Here is a 21,160-nt window from a genome sequence, read left to right as displayed (position 1 = left end):
TTCCTGCGGCGGCAGCGTGGTCGATGCCAGCGAGTGTGTTCCCGCAGAGGCCCGCGGGCCTTGGCCTGGGGCCGGATGTGGGTGATGAAGGGACGAGTGGCGGGGGCTCAGGGGCGGGTGGAGCCAGGCGGAGACGCGTCGGTCCCGCGCCGATTGACGGATGGCCGACGCGGCATACCCTAGTCTGGTTCCATTGCGCTCGCGGCCGTCGCTGGGCGAGCGTCCCACGACATCCGGATCCATGCCCACCTCGAACGACCCCGCCCCCGGCGCACTGGCCACCTTCACTCCGGCCACGCGCGATTGGTTCACGGCAGCCTTCGCTGCGCCCACGCCCGTGCAGGACCATGCCTGGGCGGCGATCAGCGCCGGCCAGCACACGCTGGTCATCGCGCCGACCGGCTCGGGCAAGACCCTCGCCGCGTTCCTGCAGGCGATCGACCAGCTGTTCCGCAGCGGTGAGCCTCCCAGCGATGAGCAGCCGGGCGATGCGCAGCCGGAGGCGTCGGCGCCGAAGAAGCGCGGCACCCGTGTGCTGTATCTCTCGCCGATCAAGGCGCTCGGCGCCGATGTCCAGCGCAACCTGCAGATACCGCTGCAGGGCGTCAGCGCCGAACGTGAGCGGCGCGGCGACCCGGCGGTCACCCTGTCGGTCGCGATCCGCACCGGCGACACCACCACGGCGGAGCGGGCAAGGCTGTTGCGGCGTCCGCCCGACATCCTGATCACCACGCCCGAATCACTCTTCCTGATGCTCACCTCGCAGGCGCGCGAGACGTTGCGCGACGTGCATACCGTGATCATAGATGAGATCCATGCAGTGGCCGGCAGCAAGCGTGGCACCCATCTGGCGTTGAGCCTGGAGCGGCTGGACGCCCTGTTGCGGGCGCCGGCGCAGCGCATCGGGCTGTCCGCCACGGTCCGACCGGTCGAAGAGGTCGCGCGGTTCCTCGGCGGCGACCGCCCGGTGACCGTGGTCCATCCTCCTTCGCAACGGGCCCTGGATGTCCGCATCGTGGTGCCGGTGGAGGACATGGCCGACATTCCGCCACAGCCTGCCGCGGCCGATGCGCCACCGGCCTCCGGGCGGATCGGCTCGATCTGGCCCCATGTGGAGGCCAGCATCCTGGACCAGGTGCTGGCGCGGCGTTCCACGATCGTGTTCGCCAACTCGCGGGGCGTGGCTGAAAAGCTCACCGCGCGCTTGAATGAGCTGTACGCCGACCGCGTCGCCCGCGGCCAGATCCCGGCGCAGGCCCCGGCAGCGGCGCCCGCGCTCGAGCACTACGGTTCGTTCAATGGCGGCACCGGGGGACTGGCCGCCGGTGCGGAGGCGCTGATCGCGCGTTCGCACCACGGCTCGGTCTCCAAGGAGCAGCGCCGTGAGATCGAACAGGCGCTCAAATCCGGCGAACTGCGCTGCGTGGTGGCGACCTCCAGCCTGGAGCTGGGCATCGACATGGGCCTGGTCGACCTGGTGATCCAGGTGGCCGCACCGCCCTCGGTGGCCAGTGCGCTGCAGCGGGTCGGGCGCGCCAGCCACCAGGTCGGAGGCATCTCGACGGGCCTGGTCTACCCGCGCACGCGGCGCGACCTGATCGACGCGTCCGTGGCGGTGGAGCGCATGCTGGCCGGCGAGATCGAAGCCATCCACCCGCCGCGCAACCCGCTGGACGTGCTGGCCCAGCAGACAGTGGCCGCCGCCGCGATGGAGACGCTGGACGTGGAGGCCTGGTATGCACGCGTTCGCCGCGCCGCGCCGTACCGGTCGCTGCCCCGCAGCGCCTTCGATGCCACCCTGGACATGCTGGCCGGGCGCTATCCCTCCGATGATTTCGCCGGCTTCCGGCCGCGCCTGGTCTGGAACCGGGTCACCGGCGAACTGAGCGCGCGCCCGGGTGCGAAGCAGCTGGCGGTCACCAGCGGCGGGACGATTCCGGACCGCGGCATGTTCAGCGTGGTGCTGCCGGAAGGCGAGGAGCGCGCCGGGTCACGCCGCGTCGGCGAGCTCGATGAGGAGATGGTCCACGAATCGCGGGTCAACGACGTGATCACCCTGGGCGCGACCTCGTGGCGGATCGAACAGATCACCCACGATCAGGTGGTCGTCACCCCGGCGCCGGGCCGCTCGGCGCGACTGCCGTTCTGGCGCGGTGAGGGGGTCGGCCGGCCCGCCGAGCTGGGCGAGGCGGTGGGCGCCTTCATCGGCGCGCTCGACGCCGTGGTGGCGGACGAGGGGAACGAGGGGATTGGGCCTGCACTGCGCGAACGGCTGCAGGCCGCCGGGCTGGCCGACAACGCGATCGCCAACATCGCCGGGCTGCTGGCCGAGCAGCGCGAGGCCACCGGTGTGCTGCCCACCGATCGCAGCCTGGTGCTGGAGCGCTGCCGGGATGAGGCCGGCGACTGGCGGTTGATGCTGCATTCGCCGTATGGGCGGCGCGTGCACGATCCGTGGGCGCTGGCGGTGGCCGCGCGCATCCGCGAACGCTGGGGCGTGGATCCGGCGGTGGTCGCCAGCGACGACGGCATCATCGCGCGGTTGCCCGACGCACAGGGGCGCCTGCCGGGAGCGGAGCTGTTCCTGTTCGAGCCGGAGCGGCTGCGCCGGGAGGTCACCCGCGCAGTGGGCGGATCGGCCCTGTTCGCCGCGCGCTTCCGCGAATGTGCCGCACGTGCGCTGTTGCTGCCGCGGCGTACGCCCGGCCGCCGCTCGCCGCTGTGGCAGCAGCGCCTGCGCGCCGGCGAACTGCTCGCCATCGCGCAGGGCTATCCGGAGTTCCCGATCCTGATCGAAACCGCGCGCGAGTGTCTGCAGGATGTCTACGATCTGGACGCGCTGGATGCACTGATGCAGCGGCTCGCCGAAGGCAGCGTGGCGATCGCCGATGTCACCACCGAGGTGCCATCACCGTTCGCGGCGAACCTGCTGTTCGGGTATGTCGCCGAGTTCATGTACGGCACCGATGTACCGCTGGCCGAACGCCGCGCCTCGGTGCTCTCCCTCGACAGCGGCCTGCTCGGCGATCTGCTCGGCCAGGTCGACCTCGGCGAACTGCTTGATGCGGCCGTGGTCGAGCAGGTGGGCGATGAGCTGCAACGGCGGGCGCCCGATCGGCGGGCGCGCGGCAGGGAAGGGATCGCCGACCTGCTGCGCGAGCTGGGGCCCCTCACCGACGAAGCGCTGGCGCTGCGACTGGTCGATACCGATCCTGCGCCTGAGCTGGCCGCCCTCGTCGATGAGCGGCGCGCCTTCCCGGTCCGGATCGCCGGCGGTGTGCACTGGGCGGCCATCGAGGATGCCGGGCGCCTGCGTGATGCCCTCGGCGTCGGCCTGCCGACGGACGTGCCGGCGGTATTCCTGCAGCCGTCGGTGGATCCGCTGGGCGAACTGCTCGCGCGATACGCACGCACGCATGCGCCGTTCACCACGGCGCAGGCCGCCGCCGCGTTCGGACTCGGCGTCGCCGTCGTCGATGCGGCATTGGCGGCGTTGGAGGCGCAGGGCAAGCTGCTCAAGGGCAGCTTCGGTGTGGCCCGCCGGGATGCACGCTCCGCTGCCGCCATGGCCGCGCCGACGCCGCTGGCCCGCCACGAATGGGTGGGTGACGCGGTGTTCCGTCGGCTGCGGATGCGCTCGCTGCAGCAGGCCCGCGAGGCGACCCGCCCGGTCGCGCGCGAGGCGTATGCCTTGCTGCTGCTGGAGCGCCATGGCGTGCTCGCCGACGCCGAACAGGCCGCGCGTGGCAGCGCACCCCGCGGCACGGGCGCGCTGGAGGGTATCGACGGGGTGCTGCGCGTGGTCGAGCTGCTGGCCGGCGTGGCGCTGCCGGTGTCGGTCTGGGAGCAGCAGATTCTCCCGGCGCGCGTGGTCGACTACGCCCCGGCAATGCTCGATGAGCTGCTCGCCACCGGGGCCGTGGTGTGGGCCGGCCACGGGCGGCTGGGCGATGAGGACGGGCTGGTCTCGCTGCATCTGCAGGAGGTCGCCGCCGAGACACTGCCGGCACTCCCGGTCTCGGCCGCGCTGTCGCCCTTGCAGGAGGCGCTGCTGCAGGTGCTGGCCGACGGCGGCGCGTACTTCGCGCGCCAGCTGGTCACGGCGGTGGGCAGTCACTGGGCGCGGGCCGGCACGCCGACGCGGGATATCAGCGCCGAGCAGTTGCACGCCGCGCTGTGGGACCTGGCCTGGTCGGGCTATCTGAGCACCGATCTGTGGGCACCGCTGCGCGGCATGTCCGGCGCGCGCGCGCCACGGCCGCGGGTTGCGCGCACGTCCCGGCGTGGGCGGGGCTTCCGTGGCATCCCGATGGGGGAGACGCCCTTGGCCGACGGCACGTCGGCGGTGATCGCCAGTTTCGCCGCACCCACCCTGGCCGGGCGCTGGTCGCTGCTGCAGCGCGAGGCGATCAGCGACACGGTACGCGCGGTGGCGCTGGCCGACGGCCTGCTGGACCGGCACGGCATCGTGACCCGTGGCGCCGCGGTGGCCGAAGGCATCGCCGGTGGCTTCCCGGCCCTGCAACAGGTCTATCGGGGCATGGAGGATGCGGGCCGCGTGCTGCGCGGCCGCTTCGTGGAAGGGCTGGGCGGGGCGCAGTTCGCCGACCGCCTGATCGTGGATAGGCTGCGCGGCATCGCCGAGGCCGTGCGGCCCGGTGCCGCCGAGGTCGCCGTCGGGCTGTCCGCGGTCGATCCGACCAATCCGTTCGGAACCGTGCTGCCTTGGCCGGTGCACGGCTCGCGCGTGCGGCCGGTGCGCCGCGCCGGTGCCCTGGTGGTGATCGGCGGTGGACGGCTGCTGATGTACCTGGCCCAGGGGGGGCGCCAGCTGTTGACGTTCTTCGATGCGGACGATGTGTCCCTGGCAGGTACCACGGCTGCCGCGGCGAAGGCACTGGCCAGCGCACTGCGGCGGGGCCGGCGCACCTCGTTCACCGTGGAGCTGATCGATGATGCGCCGGCCCGACGTGATGGCCTGATGGACGCACTCCGTTCGGCGGGCTTCTTCAGCGCGCCGAAAGGAGTGAGTTGGGAGGGATGAGCGCGCTGTTTCGAATCTATCAGGCCGCCTGGGAGGTCGCGGCTTCGCGTGCAGGAACGTACGCCGGGTAGTCGATATAGCCAGCGGCGCCGCCACCATAGAACGTCTCGCGATCGGCCGGTGCCAGCGGCCAGCCGTTCTGCAAGCGCGCCACCAGGTCCGGGTTGCTGATGAAGCTGGTGCCGAAGGCGGCCAGATCGATCACGCCGGCATCGATCAACTGCTCGGCGCGCGCGCGGGTCATGCCGCCGGCGAGGATCAGCGCGGTGCTGGGCAGCAGCGGCTTCAGGGTGCGCAGCAGGCCGCCGAAGCCCGAATCCCCCGCGCCATCGACCGACTTCTGGCCGACCTTGAAGCCGGACTGGTCCATCAGGTGCACATAGGACAGGCCACGTTGACCGATCGCCTGGATGAGCGCGGTGTAGGTCGCGTCGATCTCCGGGTACAGCGGCATGTCGAACAGCTGGCCGTACGGCGAAAGGCGGATGGCGGTGCGCGAGGCGCCGATGCGCGCAACCACGGCGTCGATCACCTCGAGGGTGAAGCGCAGGCGGTTCTCCAGCGTCTGCGGGCCGTACTGATCGCTGCGGTCATTCACCCGCGGATTGATGAACTGCTCATGCAGGTAGCCGTTCGCTCCGTGGATTTCGACACCATCGAAGCCGGCGTCGATGGCATTGGCGGCTGCCTGCGCGAAGTCGGCGACGATGCGCGCGATCTCCTCGGTCTGCAGCTGGCGCGGTGCCGGCGAGGCCACCAGCGCGGGCTGGCCGTGCGCGTCGTAGCCGAACGCCTGCGCGCCGACCGGCAGGCGCGAACTGGCGCTGACCGGGAGCGCGTCATCGGCCTGGATGGTGGGATGCGAGACCCGGCCGACATGCCAGATCTGCGCGAACATGCGGCTGCCCAGCGCGTGGACCGAATCGGTGGTCAGCCGCCAGCCGGCGATCTGCTCGGCGGTGAAGATGCCGGGGTTGAACAGGTAGCCCTGGCCCTCGCGGGAAATGGGCGTGCCTTCGCTGACGATCAGGCCGGCGGTGGCACGCTGGGCGTAATAGAGCGCGGTGCGCTCATCGGCGGCGTCGTGCGGGGCACGGGCACGGGTCAGTGGGGCCATGACCACGCGGTTGCGCAGGGGCAGGCCGGCGAGGTCGAAGGTGTCGAAAAGGGCGCTCATGGAGATTCCAGATGGGGGAAGGGGGAGGGCATGGCGATCCGCCATGCGCGTGACCTCATCGTATGGGCGTGCGATAACGGCCACAATCCGGCCTGCTGACAAATTACTATTGCTGGAATCGCAATTCAGACGCCGAGGCCCTCCGCCATGCAGCTCAAAGCCCTCCGCTATTTCCTCACCGTCGCCGCCACCGGCAGCTTCCTGGCCACGGCGCGCCACTACCGGGTGCCGGCGTCGTCGGTATCGCGCTTCATCGCGGCACTCGAGCAGGATGTCGGGCAGCAGTTGTTCTACCGCAGCACGCGCGCCGTGCGGCTGACCGAGGCCGGCGAGCGCTTCCACCTGCAGGTGCGCGATGCCGTCGACCTGCTGGACGAGGCGGTCGAACAGCTGGAAGGCCGTGATGCCGGACTGCGGGGGCTGATCCGCATCAACGCCCCCGAATCACTGGGGCGGCTGCACATCGCCCAGATCGTCAACACACTGCAGGCCAGGTATCCGGAGCTGCTGGTGGAGCTCACCCTGACCGACATGCTGATCGATCCGGTGCAGGAGGGGGTGGACATCACCATCCGGGTGGGGCCGCTGGTCGACTCGGGCCTTATCGGCAAGGTCATCGCGCCGCACCGGAACCTGCTTGCCGCCAGCCCGGCCTACCTGGCCGCACACGGCACGCCGGAGCGCCCGGAGGATCTGCTGCAGCATCAGTGCCTGGTCTACAAGGGACAGCTGGGCATCCAGAAGTGGTACTTCCGCGCTACCCCCGACGTGCCGTTCAAGGCCTTGAACGTGACCGGGCCCCTGCGCAGCAACAATGCCGAAGCGTTGCTGGCGGCGGCGCTCGCGGGGCGCGGCGTGGTGATGTTCCCGACCTGGCTGTTCAACCCGGACACCCTGCAGGGCGGACACATGGTCACGCTGCTCGACGACTGGGAGTTTTCGCCGCAGTCCGAGCGCGTCCATCTGCAACTGCTGTCACCGGAAAACAAGCTGCGCTCGCGCAAGGTCCGCGAGGTTTCGGCATTCCTCACCGATGCGATCGGCTCGCCACCGTACTGGGATCGTGCCGACACGCGGGGACGCTGATACAGCGCCGGGGCGGGAGTGCGCTGTCAGGTGTCGGGTGCCGGCACTCAGGGCGCGACGTCTCCCGCACGCGCTGCGATCGGGCGGACCTGCTGCACCAGCGTCAACAAGGTCTTGCCCGGCTCTTCGATCATCACTTCGTGCGCGGACTGCTCGAACCAGATCAGCTGCTTGTCCGGGGCGGTGATCGTGTCGAACCAGGCCGCCGCCAGTTCGGAGGAGACGTTGTGGTCGTGACGGCCCAGGAACAGGAAGATCGGCGTCTGGAAACTGCGGCGGCCGGTGAGGTCCAGCGTCAGGGCGTCGGACAGCAGATGTTCCATCGAGAAGTCGTTGCCCTTCCACATGCCGGCGATATCGGCATCGGTGTACTCGGGCGACAGGCGGACGCCGGCCGCTTCGGCATCGCCACCGCGACGGTTGTGCACCATGCCGCCATAGTGGTTGAGCCACTTGCGCTGCTGGAACAGCCGCTGCAGCGGCACCGGGGCATTGCCGACCGCGTACGGCGCCAGTGCCTGGAGTTCGGCGACCGCCACGGCATTGCCGTCGTGCTCGGCCTGCTGCAGGGTCCAGCGCCATCCCCGGCGTTCGCTCTCGGGCGCGTTCGATATCTGGCCGATGCCGATGTAGGCATGCAGCCAGTCCGGCCGGCGCTGTGCCAGTTCCACGCCGAGGTAGCTGCCCCACGAGTGGCCCAGAACGAAAATCCTGTCCTTGCCGAACTCCCTGCGCAGCCACGCCACCATCTCCTCGGCGTCGGCGATCATGCGTTCGCGCGTCATGGTCGGTGCGACGGCGGCGGGATCGTTGGCGACGTAGGTCTTCCCGGCACCGCGCTGGTCCCACTGGACGACGGTGAAATACTCTTCCCAGCCGCGCTGGAAGTACCAGCTGGTCGGCATCGCCACCCAGCCCGGCCCGCCGTGCAGCATCAACAGCACCGGATTGCGGCGGTCGTTGCCGCGGATCGAGACCGCCTGGTCGATGCCGCCGATGCGGACGGTTTCCAGGCGCTCCACCCCGTTATCGCTCACCACGCGCCGCAGTTCCTTGACGATGGCGACCGCTTCGGCGCGGTTGTGCGGTGACGGCGGTGACGGCGGTGACGCGAACGCAGAAGCGGACAGTCCCGCGAGGGCGAGGCCCCACAGACTCCAAAGCAGGCGTTTCATCGGCGTGGTGACCCGGTGAGGTGCAGTGGCCGGTGAGTGTGTCATGCGCGCAGGCTATCGGCACCCCCATCACGCGGGTAGTGGCACGATCGGGAGAGATTCGCCCCCTCACCAGGAGACCACCATGGCTTCGACCGTTGTCCTGACCCGATCATGGGTCATCCATCCGTTCCACGCCGCTGTACTGGGTGGCGTGCTGCCGCTGTTCCTCGGCGCGCTGCTGGCGGACTACGCTTACTGGAGCTCGTATGAGATCCAATGGGCCAACTTCGCCTCCTGGCTGCTCATCGGCGCCATGGTGATGACCACGCTGGCGCTGCTGTGCGGGATCGTCGGCCTGGTCCGTGGCAGCCGCAACCTGGTGTATGTCGTGCTGCTGGCCGTGACCTGGGGCGTGGGCTTCATCAACTGCCTGCACCACGCCCGCGATGCGTGGGCGGTGATGCCGGCCGGGCTGGTGCTTTCGGTGATCCTGACGGTGCTGGCGTTGATCGCGACCTGGGTGGGACTGTCCAGCCTGCGCGTGGGAGGTGTCCGATGAGCCGCCAGACGATCCGGATCCTCTCCGTGTCCGCGCTTGCGGTCGCGTTGGCTGCCTGCAGCGGCAAGGCCCCGGACCTCGAGCAGTACGGCGGCAACCCGGAGATGCCCAAGCCGCATCGCGGGCTGATGCCGGACATGACCATCGCCAAGCCGGCCCAGTGGGGCGACACCCTGCCGACGGTGCCCAAGGGCTACCGGATCTCGGCGATCGCCACGGACCTGAGCATTCCGCGGCAGACGCTGGTCCTCCCCAACGGCGACATCCTGGTGGCGGAAGGCCGGGGCGGCAGTGCACCGAAACTGAAGCCGAAGGACGTCATCGCCGGCAAGATCAAGGCCAAGGGCAACACCGCGGTCAAGAGCGGCAACCGCCTGACCCTGTTGCGCGATGCTGATGGTGATGGCACTTATGAACTGAAGACGGTGTTTGCCGACAAGCTCAACGCGCCGTATGGGCTGGCGATGATCGGCAATGCGATCTACGTGGCCAACCAGGACGCCGTGGTGCGCTTCGATTACCAGGACGGCCAGACCAAGGCGGCCGCGGCCCCGGTCAAGCTGACCGACCTGCCCGCGGCGATCAACCATCACTGGACCAAGGCGATGACCGCCAGTGCCGATGGCCGCTATCTCTATGTGGGCATCGGCTCCAACAGCAACATCACCGAGCGCGGCATGGCGGTGGAAATCGACCGTGCGCGGATCTGGCAGATCGATGTGGCAACCGGCGCGCACAAGGATTACGCCACCGGCATCCGCAATCCCACCGCGCTGGCGATCCAGCCGGGCACCGGCACGCTGTGGGCGGTGGTCAACGAACGCGATGAAATCGGCCCGAACCTGGTCCCGGATTACCTCACCTCGGTGAAGGAGGGCGGGTTCTATGGCTGGCCCTACAGCTACTGGGGCAAGAACGTGGATCGCCGGGTGATGCCGCAGGATCCGGCGAAGGTCGCCTCGGCGATCGCGCCGGACTACGCGCTGGGCTCGCATGTGGCCGCACTCGGCGTGGCGTTCTCGTCGCCGGTGATGGGCACGCAGTTCGCCGATGGCGTCTTCGTCGGCGAGCACGGCAGCTGGAACCGCAATCCGCCGGTCGGCTACAAGGTGGTGTTCGTGCCCTTCAGCAATGGTCGCCCGACCGGCGAGCCGATCGATTTCGTGAGTGGCTTCTTCGGCGAAGACGGCAAGACCCGCGGCCGCCCGGTCGGCGTCTCGGTCGACCCGCGCGGCGCGCTGATCGTCGCCGACGACCTCTCCAACACGATCTGGCGCGTCACCCCCGACGGCACGCCCGCGCCGTAACGCTCCAGTAACGGGGACGGAGGGGATTAATAATCCCCTCCGTCCCCGTTATGACGCTTGACCTTCCCATGATGGGAACCTTTAGGGTGGCAGGTAACCTCACCCCAAGGACTGTCCCCATGTCTTCCATTGCTTCCCGGTCCGGTGCGCCGATCAGCCGCCTGAGCCTGCCCATCGAGGGCATGACCTGTGCCTCGTGCGTGGGCCGGGTCGAGCGTGCGCTCACCGCGGTGCCCGGCGTGATGAGCGCCTCCGTCAACCTCGCCACCGAGCGCGCCGACCTCGGTTTCATCGGCGCGGCCGATCCCCTGGCCGCCGTACGCGCCATCGAGAGTGCGGGGTACACCGTGCGGGAAGACAGCACCGAACTGAGCATCGAGGGCATGACCTGCGCCTCCTGTGTCGGCCGCGTCGAACGCAGCCTGGCGCAGGTGCCCGGCGTGATCGCCGCCAGCGTCAACCTTGCCACCGAGCGCGCCCAGGTGCGTCATCTGGCCGGGACCGTGTCCGTCGCCGATCTCGAGGCCGCCGTGGAAAAGGCCGGCTATACCGCGCGCGCCGTCACCGTCAGCACCGCCGCGGCCGGCGACCAGGAGGAGGAACGCCGCGAAGGGGAAGCGCGCGCGCTGCGCCGCTCCCTGATGCTCGCCGCCGCACTGACCCTGCCGGTGTTCATTCTCGAAATGGGCTCGCATCTGGTCCCGGCCATGCACCACTGGGTGATGCACACCCTGGGAATGCAGACCAGCTGGTATCTGCAGTTCGCGCTGGCCACGCTGGTGCTGTTCGGGCCCGGCCTGCGTTTCTTCCGCAAGGGCGTACCGGCACTGCTGCGTGGCGCGCCGGACATGAACTCACTGGTGTCGCTGGGCACCGCGGCCGCCTATGGCTACTCGGTGGTCGCCACCTTCGCGCCGGGTGCACTCCCGCCGGGAACCGCCAATGTCTACTTCGAGGCGGCCGTGGTGATCGTGACCCTGATCCTGCTCGGCCGCACGCTGGAGGCGCGGGCCAAGGGCCGCACCTCACAGGCGATCAAGCGCCTGGTCGGGCTGCAGGCACGGACCGCACGCGTGCAGCGCGGCGGTGACACCGTCGAAGTACAGCTCGAACAGATCACGCGCGGCGACATCGTGCTGGTCCGCCCGGGCGAGAAGGTGCCCGTGGACGGCGCGGTGGTCGAGGGATCCTCGTACGTGGACGAAAGCATGATCACCGGCGAACCGGTGCCGGTCGCCAAGGCCGTGGGTGCGGAGGTCGTCGGCGGCACCCTCAACACGACCGGTGCCTTCAGCTTCCGCGTCACCAAGGTGGGCGGAGACACGGTGCTCGCGCAGATCATCCGTCTGGTCGAGCAGGCGCAGGGCTCCAAGCTGCCGATCCAGGCGCTGGTCGACAAGGTGACGATGTGGTTCGTGCCGGCGGTGATGGCCGCGGCCGCGTTGACCTTCCTGGTCTGGCTGGTGTTCGGCCCCGCGCCGGCGCTGACCTTTGCGCTGGTCAATGCCGTCGCGGTGCTCATCATCGCCTGCCCCTGTGCGATGGGGCTGGCCACGCCGACCTCGATCATGGTCGGCACCGGTCGCGCCGCCGAACTGGGCGTGCTGTTCCGCAAGGGCGAAGCCCTGCAGGCCCTGCGCGATGTGAGCGTGATTGCGCTGGACAAGACCGGCACGCTGACCAAGGGCCGTCCGGAACTGACCGACCTGGAGCCGGCCGCCGGTTTCACCTCGGATGAGGTGCTGGCGCTGGTCGCCGCAGTGGAGACCCGTTCCGAGCACCCGATCGCCGAGGCCATCGTGGCGGCCGCCAAGGCGCGCGGTCTTGCACTGGCCCCCATCGAGAGTTTCGAGGCCGTGCCCGGCTTCGGCGTATCGGCGCAGGTCGGCGGCCGCAGCGTCGCGGTCGGCGCGGACCGCTACATGACCCAGCTCGGCCTGGATGTCGCCGCCTTCCGCGCCACCGCCCAGCAGCTGGGCGAGCAGGGCAGGAGCCCGTTGTATGCCGCCATCGATGGTCGTCTGGCGGCAGTGATCGCAGTGGCCGACCCGATCAAGGAGAGCACGCCGGCCGCGATCCAGGCGCTGCACGCGCTCGGTCTGAAGGTGGCGATGATCACCGGCGACAATGCCGCCACCGCCGCGGCGATCGCCCGCCAGCTCGGCATCGATGAAGTAGCGGCCGAAGTGCTGCCGGATGGCAAGGTCGCGGCATTGAAGCGTTTCCGCGCGGGCGGCGCCAAAGTGGCCTTCGTCGGCGACGGCATCAACGACGCACCGGCCCTAGCTGAGGCGGATGTCGGCCTGGCGATCGGTACCGGCACGGATGTGGCGATCGAGGCCGCTGACGTGGTGCTGATGTCCGGTGACCTGCGTGGCGTGCCCAATGCCATCGCATTGAGCAAGGCGACCATCCGCAACATCGAGCAGAACCTGTTCTGGGCCTTCGCCTACAACGCGGTACTGATCCCGGTGGCCGCGGGCCTGCTGTACCCGTTCAACGGCACGCTGCTCTCGCCGATCTTCGCCGCGGCGGCGATGGCCCTGTCCAGTGTGTTCGTGCTCGGCAACGCGCTGCGGCTCAAGCGCTTCCATGCACCGATGCAGGCCGATACGCTGGGTACCGGCGTGGAGGCAGGCGCGATGAGGACCGTACGATGAATATTGGGGAGGCAGCGACGTTCTCGGGCGTGTCGGCCAAGATGATCCGCTACTACGAGCAGATCGGGCTGATCCCTCCGGCGGCCCGCTCGGAGGCGGGTTACCGCCATTACAGCCCGCAGGACGCGCACAGCCTGCACTTCATCCGGCGCGCGCGCGATCTCGGTTTTTCGGTCGAGCAGATCGGCGAACTGCTGGTGCTGTGGCAGGACCGCGGGCGCGCCAGTGCCGACGTCAAGGCGGTGGCGCTGTCCCACGTGGGTGGGCTGAAGGCGAAGATCGCCGAGCTGCAGGCGATGGTGCAGACCCTGGAGCATCTGGCCGAGCACTGCCACGGCAATGACCGGCCGGATTGCCCGATCATCGCCGACCTGGCCGAGCCCGTTGCCGCCGCATCAGACGCGCCGGCGTCCAGGAAGGCACGCCGGACGCCGTTGTTCGGGGCCGATACCCCCGTGTCCTCACGTGGGGTATCGGCGCGGAAGCCACGCGCCTGAGTGACGTCCGCCGGTGATCAGGCCTGGTTGGCAGAGGCGAGCGTCTGCATCAGCACGGCCGCGGCTTCGGCGGACGAGGCCGGATTCTGGCCGGTGATCAGCAGCCCATCGCTGACCACGTACGAGCCCCAGTCCGGGCCCTGCGAGTAGTCGCCGCCCGCGGCTTTGAGCATGTCTTCGACCAGGAAGGGCACCACGTCGGTCAGGCCGACGCCGGCTTCCTCGGTATTGGTGAAGCCGGTGACCTTCTTGCCCTGGACCAGCGGGGCGCCCTCGGCGCTCTTGACGTGACGGAGCACGCCGGGGGCATGGCAGACCAGCGCAACCGGCTTGCCGGCGGCGATGAAGGCCTCGATCAGCGCGATCGAGTGGCTGTCTTCGGCCAGGTCCCACAGCGGGCCATGGCCGCCGGGATAGAACACGGTATCAAAGTCGGCCTGCGAGACGCTGTCGAGGCGCACGGTGTCGGCCAGCTGTGCGTTGGCCTCTGCATCGGCTTCGAAACGACGCGTGGCGTCGGTCTTGAAGTCGGGTTCGTTGCTCTTGGGATCCAGCGGCGGCTGCCCGCCCTTGGGCGAGGCCAGCACGATCTCGGCGCCGGCATCCTTGAAGGTGTAGTAGGGCGCGGCCAGCTCTTCCAGCCAGAAGCCGGTCTTCTTGCCGGTGGTGCCAAGTTCGTCGTGGGACGTCAATACGATGAGGACTTTCATGGGTGATACTCCTGTGGGTGCTTGATTAGACTGGTCGTCTAGTGATGGGGCCGAGAAAAACACGCCTATGCCGGCGTGCGTGAGACATCCCTTTGTCAGGGGGCGGTATGCAGAAGGCGGCGGGTCAACGCCACGGCGTCCTGGAAGGGGCGGGCCGTGCGGGCAATCTTGACCATGATGCTGGTGCCCAGCCACAGCTGGTAAAGGCGCCGCGCCACCGCATCGGGCGGGTCCTGGATCGTCACCGATCCGTCGGCGACGCCCGCTTCAAGCGCCCGCGCCAGACGATCGGTGATGCCGGTGGTGCCGCGCTGGAGGGCGGCCCGCATGGGCTCGGACAGGTCGGCGACTTCCGCACCGAGCTTCACCGCCAGGCACTTGCCCTGGCAATCCTCGAACGACTGGCTGTCCTGCCACGCAGCGAAATACGCCTCCAGCTGCTCGGCCTTGGTCTGGCCCGGCTGCCGGAAGATGCGGTCCATGTCCGCGAGGTACGCGCTGAAGTAGTCCTCCAGCAGCGCCTCCCCGAACGCCTCCTTGGAGGCGAAGTAGTGGTAGAACGAGCCCTTGGGGACGCCCGCCGCCGCGAGCACTTCATTGAGGCCGACGGCGGAGAAGCCCTTGGCGCCCATGATCCGCTGGCCGGTGGCCAGGATCGTGTCGCGGACGGGGGAGGTGGGGGAGGTCATGGGAGGGACTATACGCCTGATTAGACCGGTCGTCTAGTGCCGGGTAAGGCGATGCCCGTCTTGCGCGGAACGGTAGAAATACTGAGATCCAACCCTCCCGTCCGGGCGCATGATGCGCGGAAGGCAGGGGCACCCGGGGGATGCAAGGTGCACGCGCCTGAGGATCGTTTGATCCGCCATCCCCTCCAGACACAGGGTGCCGCCATGACGTGCCCGCAGTCAGTGATCTCTCCGCGCGCGGCATCGGCTGCACGGACGGTCTGCGTGCTGTCGCGTGCACGGTCTGCCACCGGCGTCTGCGGCGCGGCGCTGCTTGGTGTGCTGGCCACGAGCGGATGCATGTCAACGCCCGCCTACGTGCGGCCCACCGTCGATGTGCCTGCCGCCTACCGGCTGCCCGGGATCGCATCGGCATCGACGGACGGACCTTCGCTCGACGCGCTGGCCCCTTGGTGGCAGGGCTTCGGCGATGCGCAGCTGGATGCGCTCGTCGACGAAGCGTTGCGCGCCAATCACGATCTGGGCATCGCAGTGGCGCGGGTGGACGAGTTCGCCGCACGGGTCACGGCCGCCCGGTCGGCCGCGTTGCCGCAGCTCGGCTACGGCGTCAGCTCGGGCCGTCAGCGTGCGCCGGGGATCGGCGCATCCGGCACACACGCGGTGGGTCTGTTCGCCAGTTGGGAGCTCGATCTCTGGGGGCGTCTGCGCAGCGAACAGGACGCCGCACGTGCCGAGCTGATGGCCAGCGAACAGGCGCGCCGGGGCGTGGCGTTGAGCGTGGTCGCCTCGGTGGTGGCCGGCTACATCACCCTGCTCGATCTGGATCGGCGCCTGGAGATCGCCAACGCCACCGTGGCCGGCCGCCGCGAGAGCGTGGCGCTCTTCCAGCTGCGCCTGGACGGCGGCGCACTGTCCGAGTTCGAGATGCTGCAGGTCAGCGCCGAGTACGAAAGCGCCGTGGCGGCCGTGCCGGAACTGCAGCAGGCGCTGGCCGAGCAGGAGAACGCGTTGTCGGTCCTGGTCGGACGCAATCCCGGCCCGATCGCGCGTGGCGGCACCCTGCAGACCCTGCAGCCGCCGGTGCCGCCGGCAGGGCTACCCTCCGATCTGCTCGCGCGGCGACCGGACATCCTGCAGAGCGAGCAGCAACTGGTGGCTGCGCATGCGCGTATCCAGGTGGCCCGGGCATTGTATTTTCCGTCCCTGTCACTGACCGGGCAGGGCGGCCGTGCCAGCGGGGCACTGGACGATCTGTTCAGTGGTCCGTCGCGGACGTGGTCGTTCGTTGGCCAACTGCTGGGGCCGATCTTCGCCGGCGGTGCGATCGATTCGGCGAACAGACAGGCGCAGGCCCGCAACGTGCAGGCGGTGCTGGACTACCAGCGCACGATCCAGAACGCGTTCCGTGACGTCGACGACGCCCTGGCCGCCATCCAGTCGAAGACCGACCTGGTGGCGTCGCTGGAACGGCGGGTGGACGCATTGCGACGTGCGGTTGCCCTGGCCGGCGAGCGCTATGACAACGGCTACGCGGATTACCTGGAGGTGCTCGATACCGAACGCGGGCTGTTCTCCGCCGAGCTGGCGCTGAGCAGCGCACGCGGTGACCGCTACCGGGCAAGCGTCGCGTTGTATCAGGCCCTGGGGGGGGATGGGGGGAACCGGGAAATGGCCAGCCGGTCATCGGTTTCCGGCCCGCCGCGCTGACACCTTCGACCCACCACGAGAGGGCACGATGCAGAACCAGACGACAGAAGCAGACCCGACGGAGGCCGGGACCGGCGCAGCGCAGAGCGCGCGGCCGCCGCTGCGGCGGATCGTGCAGGCGGTGCTGGCGCTGTTGCTGCTCGTGTTCGTCTATCACCTCGTCGCCGACCGCTTCACTCCGTATACCTCGCAGGCCACCGTGGACGGTTTCCTGGTCCAGATCGCGCCAGAGGTAAGTGGGCCAGTGGTGAGCGTGGAAGTGCGCGACAACCACGCGGTGCGTGCCGGCCAGGTGCTGTTCCGTCTGGATCCGCTGCCGTTCGAGATCGCCCTGCGTGCGGCCCAGGCCAATCTTGCGGTCGTCCAGCAGGGGATGGAGGCGACGGCCGCGGAGGTGCGCGTCGCCACCGCGCAGTTGCAGCGCCAGCGGGTGGAGCTGGCCAGCAGCCAGCAGTTGGGCAGGATCGTGCTGGATCTCGCTGCCAAGCGGGCCTTGTCCGAAACCTCGGCGATCCGCGCCCGCAGTGACATCGCGCGCACCCGCGCGGAGATCCAGCGCGCCGAGGCCGAGGCCGAGCGTGCGCGGATCCGCCTGGGCAGTGGGGAGGACGGGTCTCCGCAGGTGCTGCAGGCGATGGCTGTCGTCGACCAGGCCGCGCTGGACCTGCGCCATGCCACGGTGGTTGCGCCGGCGGACGGCGCCATCAGCAATCTGCGGCTGGCGCCTGGGCAGTTCGTCGGCCGCGGCCAACCCGTGCTGGGGTTCATCGGCGACGGGCCGCGCTGGGTCACCGCGGCCATGCGCGAAAACCAGTTGGGTCGCATCGCCCCCGGGAACCGGGCCTATGTGGCCTTCGACGATCGGCCGGGGCAGGTCTTCGTCGGGCGCGTGGACAGCATCGGCGAGGGCATTGCACGCGGGGGCGAAGTGCCGACCGGTGAGCTGCCGACGGTCACGGCGCCTACCGGGTGGCTGCGCGAACCCCAGCGTTTCCCCGTGCACATCGTGCTCGACCCGCCCACGCAACCGACCGTGCGACTGCCGGGGCGGAGTGGTGCGCAGGCCAGCGTGGTGGTGCTGACCGCCGAGCGTTCGCTGCTCAATCCACTGGCACGGGCATGGATATGGTTGGCCGCGCAGTTGAGCTACCTGCAATGAACGCATGTTCCAGCGCGACCAAAACCCAGCTGCATGGCGTGCTGCGCTTCGCCGTAGCGGTCACCGCCGCGTTCGTCATCGGCGAGGTGGTGCAGTGGTGGCCGAGCTTCCTCGCGGCGGTCCTGGTCGCGGTGCTGCTCGCGAGTCTGCCGGTGCGGCCCACGCCACGCATGGCGCTGGGCCTGGTGATGGTGATGACGGTCGTGGCCTGGGTCCCGTACCTGTTGGCGTCGCTGTTGCGGGGGATGCCGATCGTGCTGTTCGGGCTGACCCTGCTCGGCATGTTCCTCACTTTCTTCGGCCTGCTGCTCGGCCGCGCGCGGCTGCCTGCGATGCTGCTGCTGATCTGCCTCGCGGTGATCCCGGTGGTGGTGATGACCGCACCGGCGCAGGCCGCCGTGTTGCCCTGGGCGCTGGTACGCGGCATGGCGCTGGCGGTGGTGCTGATGCTGGCGGTCCATGCGCTGTGGCCGGTGCTGCCTGCGCCATCGGCGGCTCCACCGGCCGGCCCATTGCCGGGCTCGCCACTCGCGCTGGCGATCGTCTCGACCCTGGTGCTGTTGCCGGTCCTGCTGGTCTATCTGCTGCTGGGGCTGGTCGATGCGCTGCCGGTGATCGTCACCACGATGATGCTGGTGATCAATTTCGAGCCGCAACGCAGTGCACGGCATGCGCTCGCGCTGGTACTCGGCAACCTGGCCGGTGGATTGCTGGGCTGGTGCCTGCATGTGGTGCTGTTGAGTACCCCGAATCTGCTGTTCCTGAGCCTGTTGCTGCTGCTGGTGATGATCGGCTTCGGCCGCTGGATCAGCGCTGGGGGCGCGGTCGGTGCCGTCGCGCTGGTGGCCTGCAACGCGGCACTGATCATTTTCGGTACGGCGCTGGCCACCGGCCCGACCTCGGTCATGGTCTGGCTCACCCGGCTGACCCAGTTCGCACTGGCCGGCGCGGTCGCGTTGACCCTGATGCACCTGCTCTGGCGCTGGCTGCCCCGCGCGGCCGCGCCGTCCCCATCCCCTTCCGCGTCCCCCCATCCGCGCTGAGCGCGAGGAGCATTGCCATGACCACCCTCGATTCGCCCCAGGTTCCCGGTGTGCAGCCCTCCGACCCGCGACAGCGGCGGCGACTGATCCTCGGTGTCGCGGTCTGGATCGTGGGATGGATACTCGGTCTGGGCCTGATGCCCGTGGTGGAGGCGTCCACCTTGTCCGATGGCCTGAAAACCACCCTCAACGGCGTCCTGCTGCTCGGGTTCCCCAAGCTGTTCCTCGTGCTGGCGGTGGCGATCATGGGCAAGCCCGGGTTCGCCTACCTCAAGTCGCTGATCGGCGGGCACCTGCGCCGCTTCGCGCCGGCGGCGCAGGTCAGCCCATTGCGCTACCGGATCGGGCTGATCCTGTTCATCGCGGTCATCGTGCTGAGCTCGATCGGGCCGTACGTCGCGCCGCAGACCGGCTCGCTGCGCATGCAGCACCCGCACCTGGTCGCCATGAGCGGTGACCTGCTGCTGGTGGTCAGCCTGTTCCTGCTGGGCGGCGACTTCTGGGACAAGCTGCGTTCCCTGTTTGTCCGCGACGCCAAAGCGGTGTTTCCGCCGTCGTGAGCGGCCACGGCAGGCCCCCGGTGGCCGGGGGATCACGGTATATTCCCCGGCCCCATTTCATCGCCAGATCCAGACCCCGCCATGAGCACGCCCCGGAAATACTACAAGCACACCGCGGAATCCGAGATCGGCAACGGCACGATCTACCTCGAGGCACAGGGCGATGTGATCGTCCGCCAGGTCGAAAGCTATCGCAGCGTACTGGTCTGGGCCGACAAATCCGGGCAGGCCGACGAACGCTTCCCGTTGTCCGATCAGCCCCTGTCCTGGCTGGACCTGGATTCGGATGACAGCATCACCGCCAGCCAGTTTGAAGCGGTCTGGAAGCAAGCCAAGGCCGTGTCCGGCTGAGGGTGCCAAGGGGCTGGACTCAGACCGTCCAGCCCGGGCGTTCCGCCGCCGCCACATGCATCAGCTGATCCAGCTGGCGCAGTGCCCGGTGCAGTTCCTGCCGGTGGGCGGCCGCGCCCAATGAAATCCGCACCGCATCGTTGATCGCCACGCCTTCTGGCGTGAAGGCCGACGACGGTGCGATACCCAGGCCCTGCAGCCGGGCGGCGTGGGTCAGGCTGGCATCGGTCCAGTGCGCGGGCAGCCGGCACCACGCATGCACGCCCGCGCAGTGCTGCAGGAAGCGCGGCGACAACGCCGACTGCGCCAGGTAGCGGCGCTCGGCCGCTTCTTCCTGCACCAGCGTCAGCATCGCCTGCGCGGAGCCATCCAGGATCAGCTGCGTCACCAGGGCATTCATCAGCGGCGGCGCCATCAGGTTGACCGCGCGCAGGGCATCGAGCACCGGTTGCCGGTCCATGCCGTCGGGCAGGCGCACGAAACCGGTGTGCAGTCCCGGGCTCAGGCACTTGGAGAGCGTGGAGATGTAGCAGGTGTGCCGTGGCGCCAGCAGCGCGAGCGGGGCAGGGGCGTCGTCGACCAGCAGCCAGTACGGATCGTCTTCGATCAGTCGCAGGTCCTGCGCACGGATCACCTGGGCCAACGCCTCGCGGCGTGCCTGCGGCATCGTGTGGGCGGTGGGGTTCTGCGCGGTCGGGTTGAGGTAGATCAGCCGTGCGCCCTGCTGCTTCGCGGCGCGCGCCAGCGCGTCCGGACGCATGCCGTGCGCGTCGCACTCGACGACGTGCAGCCGTCGCTCCAGCACCCGCGCCGCGTGCAGCAGGCCCGGGTAGACCAGCGGTTCGCACAGGATCGTGTCGCCGGCGTCGGTCAACGCCAGCAGCAGCGCCGACAGCGCCGCCTGCGCGCCTTCGGTGACGACCAGCGTCTCGGCATCGACCTTGCCGAGGATCGGTTTGAGCCAGTGCTGGGCCGCCCGGTGATCGGCGCGGCTGCCACCGCCCACGTGATACGTCATCAGATTGTCCGCATCGCTGCGGGTCAGCACGGACGACAGGCCACGCCGCAGCACGTCGGCGACCTGGCCACCGCCGGGGCTGGGCGGCAGGTTCATGCTCAGGTCGACCAGTTGGGTGAGCTCCACCTGCGGCGGCGCGACGAACGAGCCGAGCGGGCCGCGCGCATCGATCAATCCGCGTTTGCGTGCCTCGGTGAAAGCGCGCGTGATGGTGGTCAGGTCCACGCCGAGTTCGGCGGCGAGCGCGCGCTGTGCGGGCAGGCGCTCACCCGGGCGCAGCGCGCCGGACCAGACCGCACGTTCCAGTGCCTGCACGATGCGCAGGTAGACCGGCCCGTGGCCGTCGGCGATGAGGGGGCTCCATTCCATGCGCGCATGGTACGCGCGGCGCAGGGCCGGGCTGCGACAGTGTGTCGCATCATGTATGGATCATGTC

At 69.4% G+C, this 21,160-nt stretch carries 16 protein-coding genes; 11 read left to right on the top strand and 5 right to left on the bottom strand.

Going from position 1 to position 21,160, the window contains the following annotated elements; translation table 11 throughout:
* Positions 1-241: 241 nt before the first annotated feature.
* Positions 242-5,044, top strand: a complete 4,803-nt coding sequence (locus ABE546_RS01935; protein WP_313218543.1) for an ATP-dependent helicase — start codon at positions 242-244, stop codon at positions 5,042-5,044.
* 19 nt (positions 5,045-5,063) lie between these two features.
* Here the strand turns inward: ABE546_RS01935 and ABE546_RS01930 are convergent, their stop codons facing one another.
* On the bottom strand, positions 5,064-6,221 hold the full coding sequence (locus ABE546_RS01930) for an alkene reductase (RefSeq protein ID WP_313211395.1): 1,158 nt from the start codon (positions 6,219-6,221) through the stop codon (positions 5,064-5,066).
* A 147-nt stretch (positions 6,222-6,368) separates the two neighbouring features.
* Between ABE546_RS01930 and ABE546_RS01925 the strand changes: the two genes are divergently transcribed.
* Positions 6,369-7,307 (top strand): LysR family transcriptional regulator, encoded by a 939-nt coding sequence (locus ABE546_RS01925; RefSeq protein WP_313218540.1) that lies wholly within the window; start codon positions 6,369-6,371, stop codon positions 7,305-7,307.
* A 47-nt stretch (positions 7,308-7,354) separates the two neighbouring features.
* Here the strand turns inward: ABE546_RS01925 and ABE546_RS01920 are convergent, their stop codons facing one another.
* Positions 7,355-8,482 (bottom strand): alpha/beta hydrolase, encoded by a 1,128-nt coding sequence (locus tag ABE546_RS01920; protein ID WP_346462495.1) that lies wholly within the window; start codon positions 8,480-8,482, stop codon positions 7,355-7,357.
* Positions 8,483-8,606: 124 nt separating this feature from the next.
* Here ABE546_RS01920 and ABE546_RS01915 point away from each other — a divergent pair, with 124 nt between their 5' ends.
* From ABE546_RS01915 to cueR, 4 genes are all read left to right on the top strand, one after another.
* The gene (locus ABE546_RS01915; protein ID WP_313213085.1) at positions 8,607-9,023 is read left to right on the top strand and encodes a DUF2231 domain-containing protein; all 417 of its coding nucleotides are present in this window, start codon (positions 8,607-8,609) and stop codon (positions 9,021-9,023) included.
* Positions 9,020-10,330, top strand: coding sequence for a sorbosone dehydrogenase family protein (locus ABE546_RS01910; protein WP_313213083.1), 1,311 nt, complete (start codon positions 9,020-9,022; stop codon positions 10,328-10,330). Before ABE546_RS01915 ends, ABE546_RS01910 begins: the two co-directional genes overlap by 4 nt.
* A 119-nt stretch (positions 10,331-10,449) precedes the next feature.
* Positions 10,450-12,990 carry a heavy metal translocating P-type ATPase gene (locus tag ABE546_RS01905; protein WP_346462493.1) on the top strand — a complete coding sequence of 847 codons (2,541 nt, stop codon included), beginning with the start codon at positions 10,450-10,452 and terminating at the stop codon, positions 12,988-12,990.
* Positions 12,987-13,487 (top strand): Cu(I)-responsive transcriptional regulator, encoded by a 501-nt coding sequence (gene cueR / locus ABE546_RS01900; protein ID WP_346462491.1) that lies wholly within the window; start codon positions 12,987-12,989, stop codon positions 13,485-13,487. The genes ABE546_RS01905 and cueR overlap by 4 nt, the downstream gene beginning before the upstream one ends.
* Positions 13,488-13,504: 17 nt before the next feature.
* Here cueR and ABE546_RS01895 read toward each other — a convergent pair whose 3' ends face one another.
* The gene (locus ABE546_RS01895; RefSeq protein WP_313212974.1) at positions 13,505-14,197 is read right to left on the bottom strand and encodes a type 1 glutamine amidotransferase domain-containing protein; all 693 of its coding nucleotides are present in this window, start codon (positions 14,195-14,197) and stop codon (positions 13,505-13,507) included.
* Between the two features lie 95 nt (positions 14,198-14,292).
* Positions 14,293-14,886, bottom strand: a complete 594-nt coding sequence (locus ABE546_RS01890; RefSeq protein ID WP_346462489.1) for a TetR/AcrR family transcriptional regulator — start codon at positions 14,884-14,886, stop codon at positions 14,293-14,295.
* A gap of 51 nt (positions 14,887-14,937) precedes the next feature.
* On the opposite strand from ABE546_RS01890, the gene ABE546_RS01885 reads away from it, so the two are divergent.
* The 5 genes from ABE546_RS01885 (at position 14,938) to ABE546_RS01865 (ending at position 19,706) form a co-directional block, all read left to right on the top strand.
* Positions 14,938-16,593 (top strand): efflux transporter outer membrane subunit, encoded by a 1,656-nt coding sequence (locus ABE546_RS01885; RefSeq protein ID WP_313218535.1) that lies wholly within the window; start codon positions 14,938-14,940, stop codon positions 16,591-16,593.
* A 28-nt stretch (positions 16,594-16,621) separates the two neighbouring features.
* Positions 16,622-17,752, top strand: coding sequence for an HlyD family secretion protein (locus ABE546_RS01880; protein ID WP_313212978.1), 1,131 nt, complete (start codon positions 16,622-16,624; stop codon positions 17,750-17,752).
* Positions 17,749-18,795 (top strand): DUF2955 domain-containing protein, encoded by a 1,047-nt coding sequence (locus ABE546_RS01875; protein ID WP_346462488.1) that lies wholly within the window; start codon positions 17,749-17,751, stop codon positions 18,793-18,795. The genes ABE546_RS01880 and ABE546_RS01875 overlap by 4 nt, the downstream gene beginning before the upstream one ends.
* Positions 18,796-18,812: 17 nt before the next feature.
* A complete protein-coding gene (locus tag ABE546_RS01870; protein ID WP_313212982.1) occupies positions 18,813-19,355 on the top strand; it encodes a hypothetical protein in 543 nt (180 codons plus the stop codon).
* Between the two features lie 81 nt (positions 19,356-19,436).
* Positions 19,437-19,706, top strand: a complete 270-nt coding sequence (locus tag ABE546_RS01865; RefSeq protein ID WP_346462486.1) for a hypothetical protein — start codon at positions 19,437-19,439, stop codon at positions 19,704-19,706.
* 19 nt (positions 19,707-19,725) lie between these two features.
* On the opposite strand, the gene ABE546_RS01860 is transcribed toward ABE546_RS01865, so the two are convergent.
* A complete protein-coding gene (locus ABE546_RS01860) occupies positions 19,726-21,093 on the bottom strand; it encodes a PLP-dependent aminotransferase family protein (protein WP_346462484.1) in 1,368 nt (455 codons plus the stop codon).
* Positions 21,094-21,160: the final 67 nt, after the last annotated feature.

It is taken from the genome of Stenotrophomonas sp. TWI377, from assembly GCF_039674525.1.
Classification (GTDB): Bacteria; Pseudomonadota; Gammaproteobacteria; order Xanthomonadales; family Xanthomonadaceae; genus Stenotrophomonas.
Note: the sequence above shows the minus strand (reverse complement) of the source record. Positions and strands in the feature narration are given on the sequence as shown.

Coding starts and splice junctions, on each gene's coding strand:
- ABE546_RS01860 (WP_346462484.1), bottom strand. CDS start 21,093: ATGGAATGGAGCCCCCTCATCGCCGACGGCCACGGGCCGGTCTACCTG.
- ABE546_RS01865 (WP_346462486.1), top strand. CDS start 19,437: ATGAGCACGCCCCGGAAATACTACAAGCACACCGCGGAATCCGAGATC.
- ABE546_RS01910 (WP_313213083.1), top strand. CDS start 9,020: ATGAGCCGCCAGACGATCCGGATCCTCTCCGTGTCCGCGCTTGCGGTC.
- ABE546_RS01905 (WP_346462493.1), top strand. CDS start 10,450: ATGTCTTCCATTGCTTCCCGGTCCGGTGCGCCGATCAGCCGCCTGAGC.
- ABE546_RS01870 (WP_313212982.1), top strand. CDS start 18,813: ATGACCACCCTCGATTCGCCCCAGGTTCCCGGTGTGCAGCCCTCCGAC.
- ABE546_RS01920 (WP_346462495.1), bottom strand. CDS start 8,482: ATGAAACGCCTGCTTTGGAGTCTGTGGGGCCTCGCCCTCGCGGGACTG.
- ABE546_RS01925 (WP_313218540.1), top strand. CDS start 6,369: ATGCAGCTCAAAGCCCTCCGCTATTTCCTCACCGTCGCCGCCACCGGC.
- cueR (WP_346462491.1), top strand. CDS start 12,987: ATGAATATTGGGGAGGCAGCGACGTTCTCGGGCGTGTCGGCCAAGATG.
- ABE546_RS01890 (WP_346462489.1), bottom strand. CDS start 14,886: ATGACCTCCCCCACCTCCCCCGTCCGCGACACGATCCTGGCCACCGGC.
- ABE546_RS01930 (WP_313211395.1), bottom strand. CDS start 6,221: ATGAGCGCCCTTTTCGACACCTTCGACCTCGCCGGCCTGCCCCTGCGC.
- ABE546_RS01885 (WP_313218535.1), top strand. CDS start 14,938: ATGCCCGTCTTGCGCGGAACGGTAGAAATACTGAGATCCAACCCTCCC.
- ABE546_RS01880 (WP_313212978.1), top strand. CDS start 16,622: ATGCAGAACCAGACGACAGAAGCAGACCCGACGGAGGCCGGGACCGGC.
- ABE546_RS01935 (WP_313218543.1), top strand. CDS start 242: ATGCCCACCTCGAACGACCCCGCCCCCGGCGCACTGGCCACCTTCACT.
- ABE546_RS01895 (WP_313212974.1), bottom strand. CDS start 14,197: ATGAAAGTCCTCATCGTATTGACGTCCCACGACGAACTTGGCACCACC.
- ABE546_RS01915 (WP_313213085.1), top strand. CDS start 8,607: ATGGCTTCGACCGTTGTCCTGACCCGATCATGGGTCATCCATCCGTTC.
- ABE546_RS01875 (WP_346462488.1), top strand. CDS start 17,749: ATGAACGCATGTTCCAGCGCGACCAAAACCCAGCTGCATGGCGTGCTG.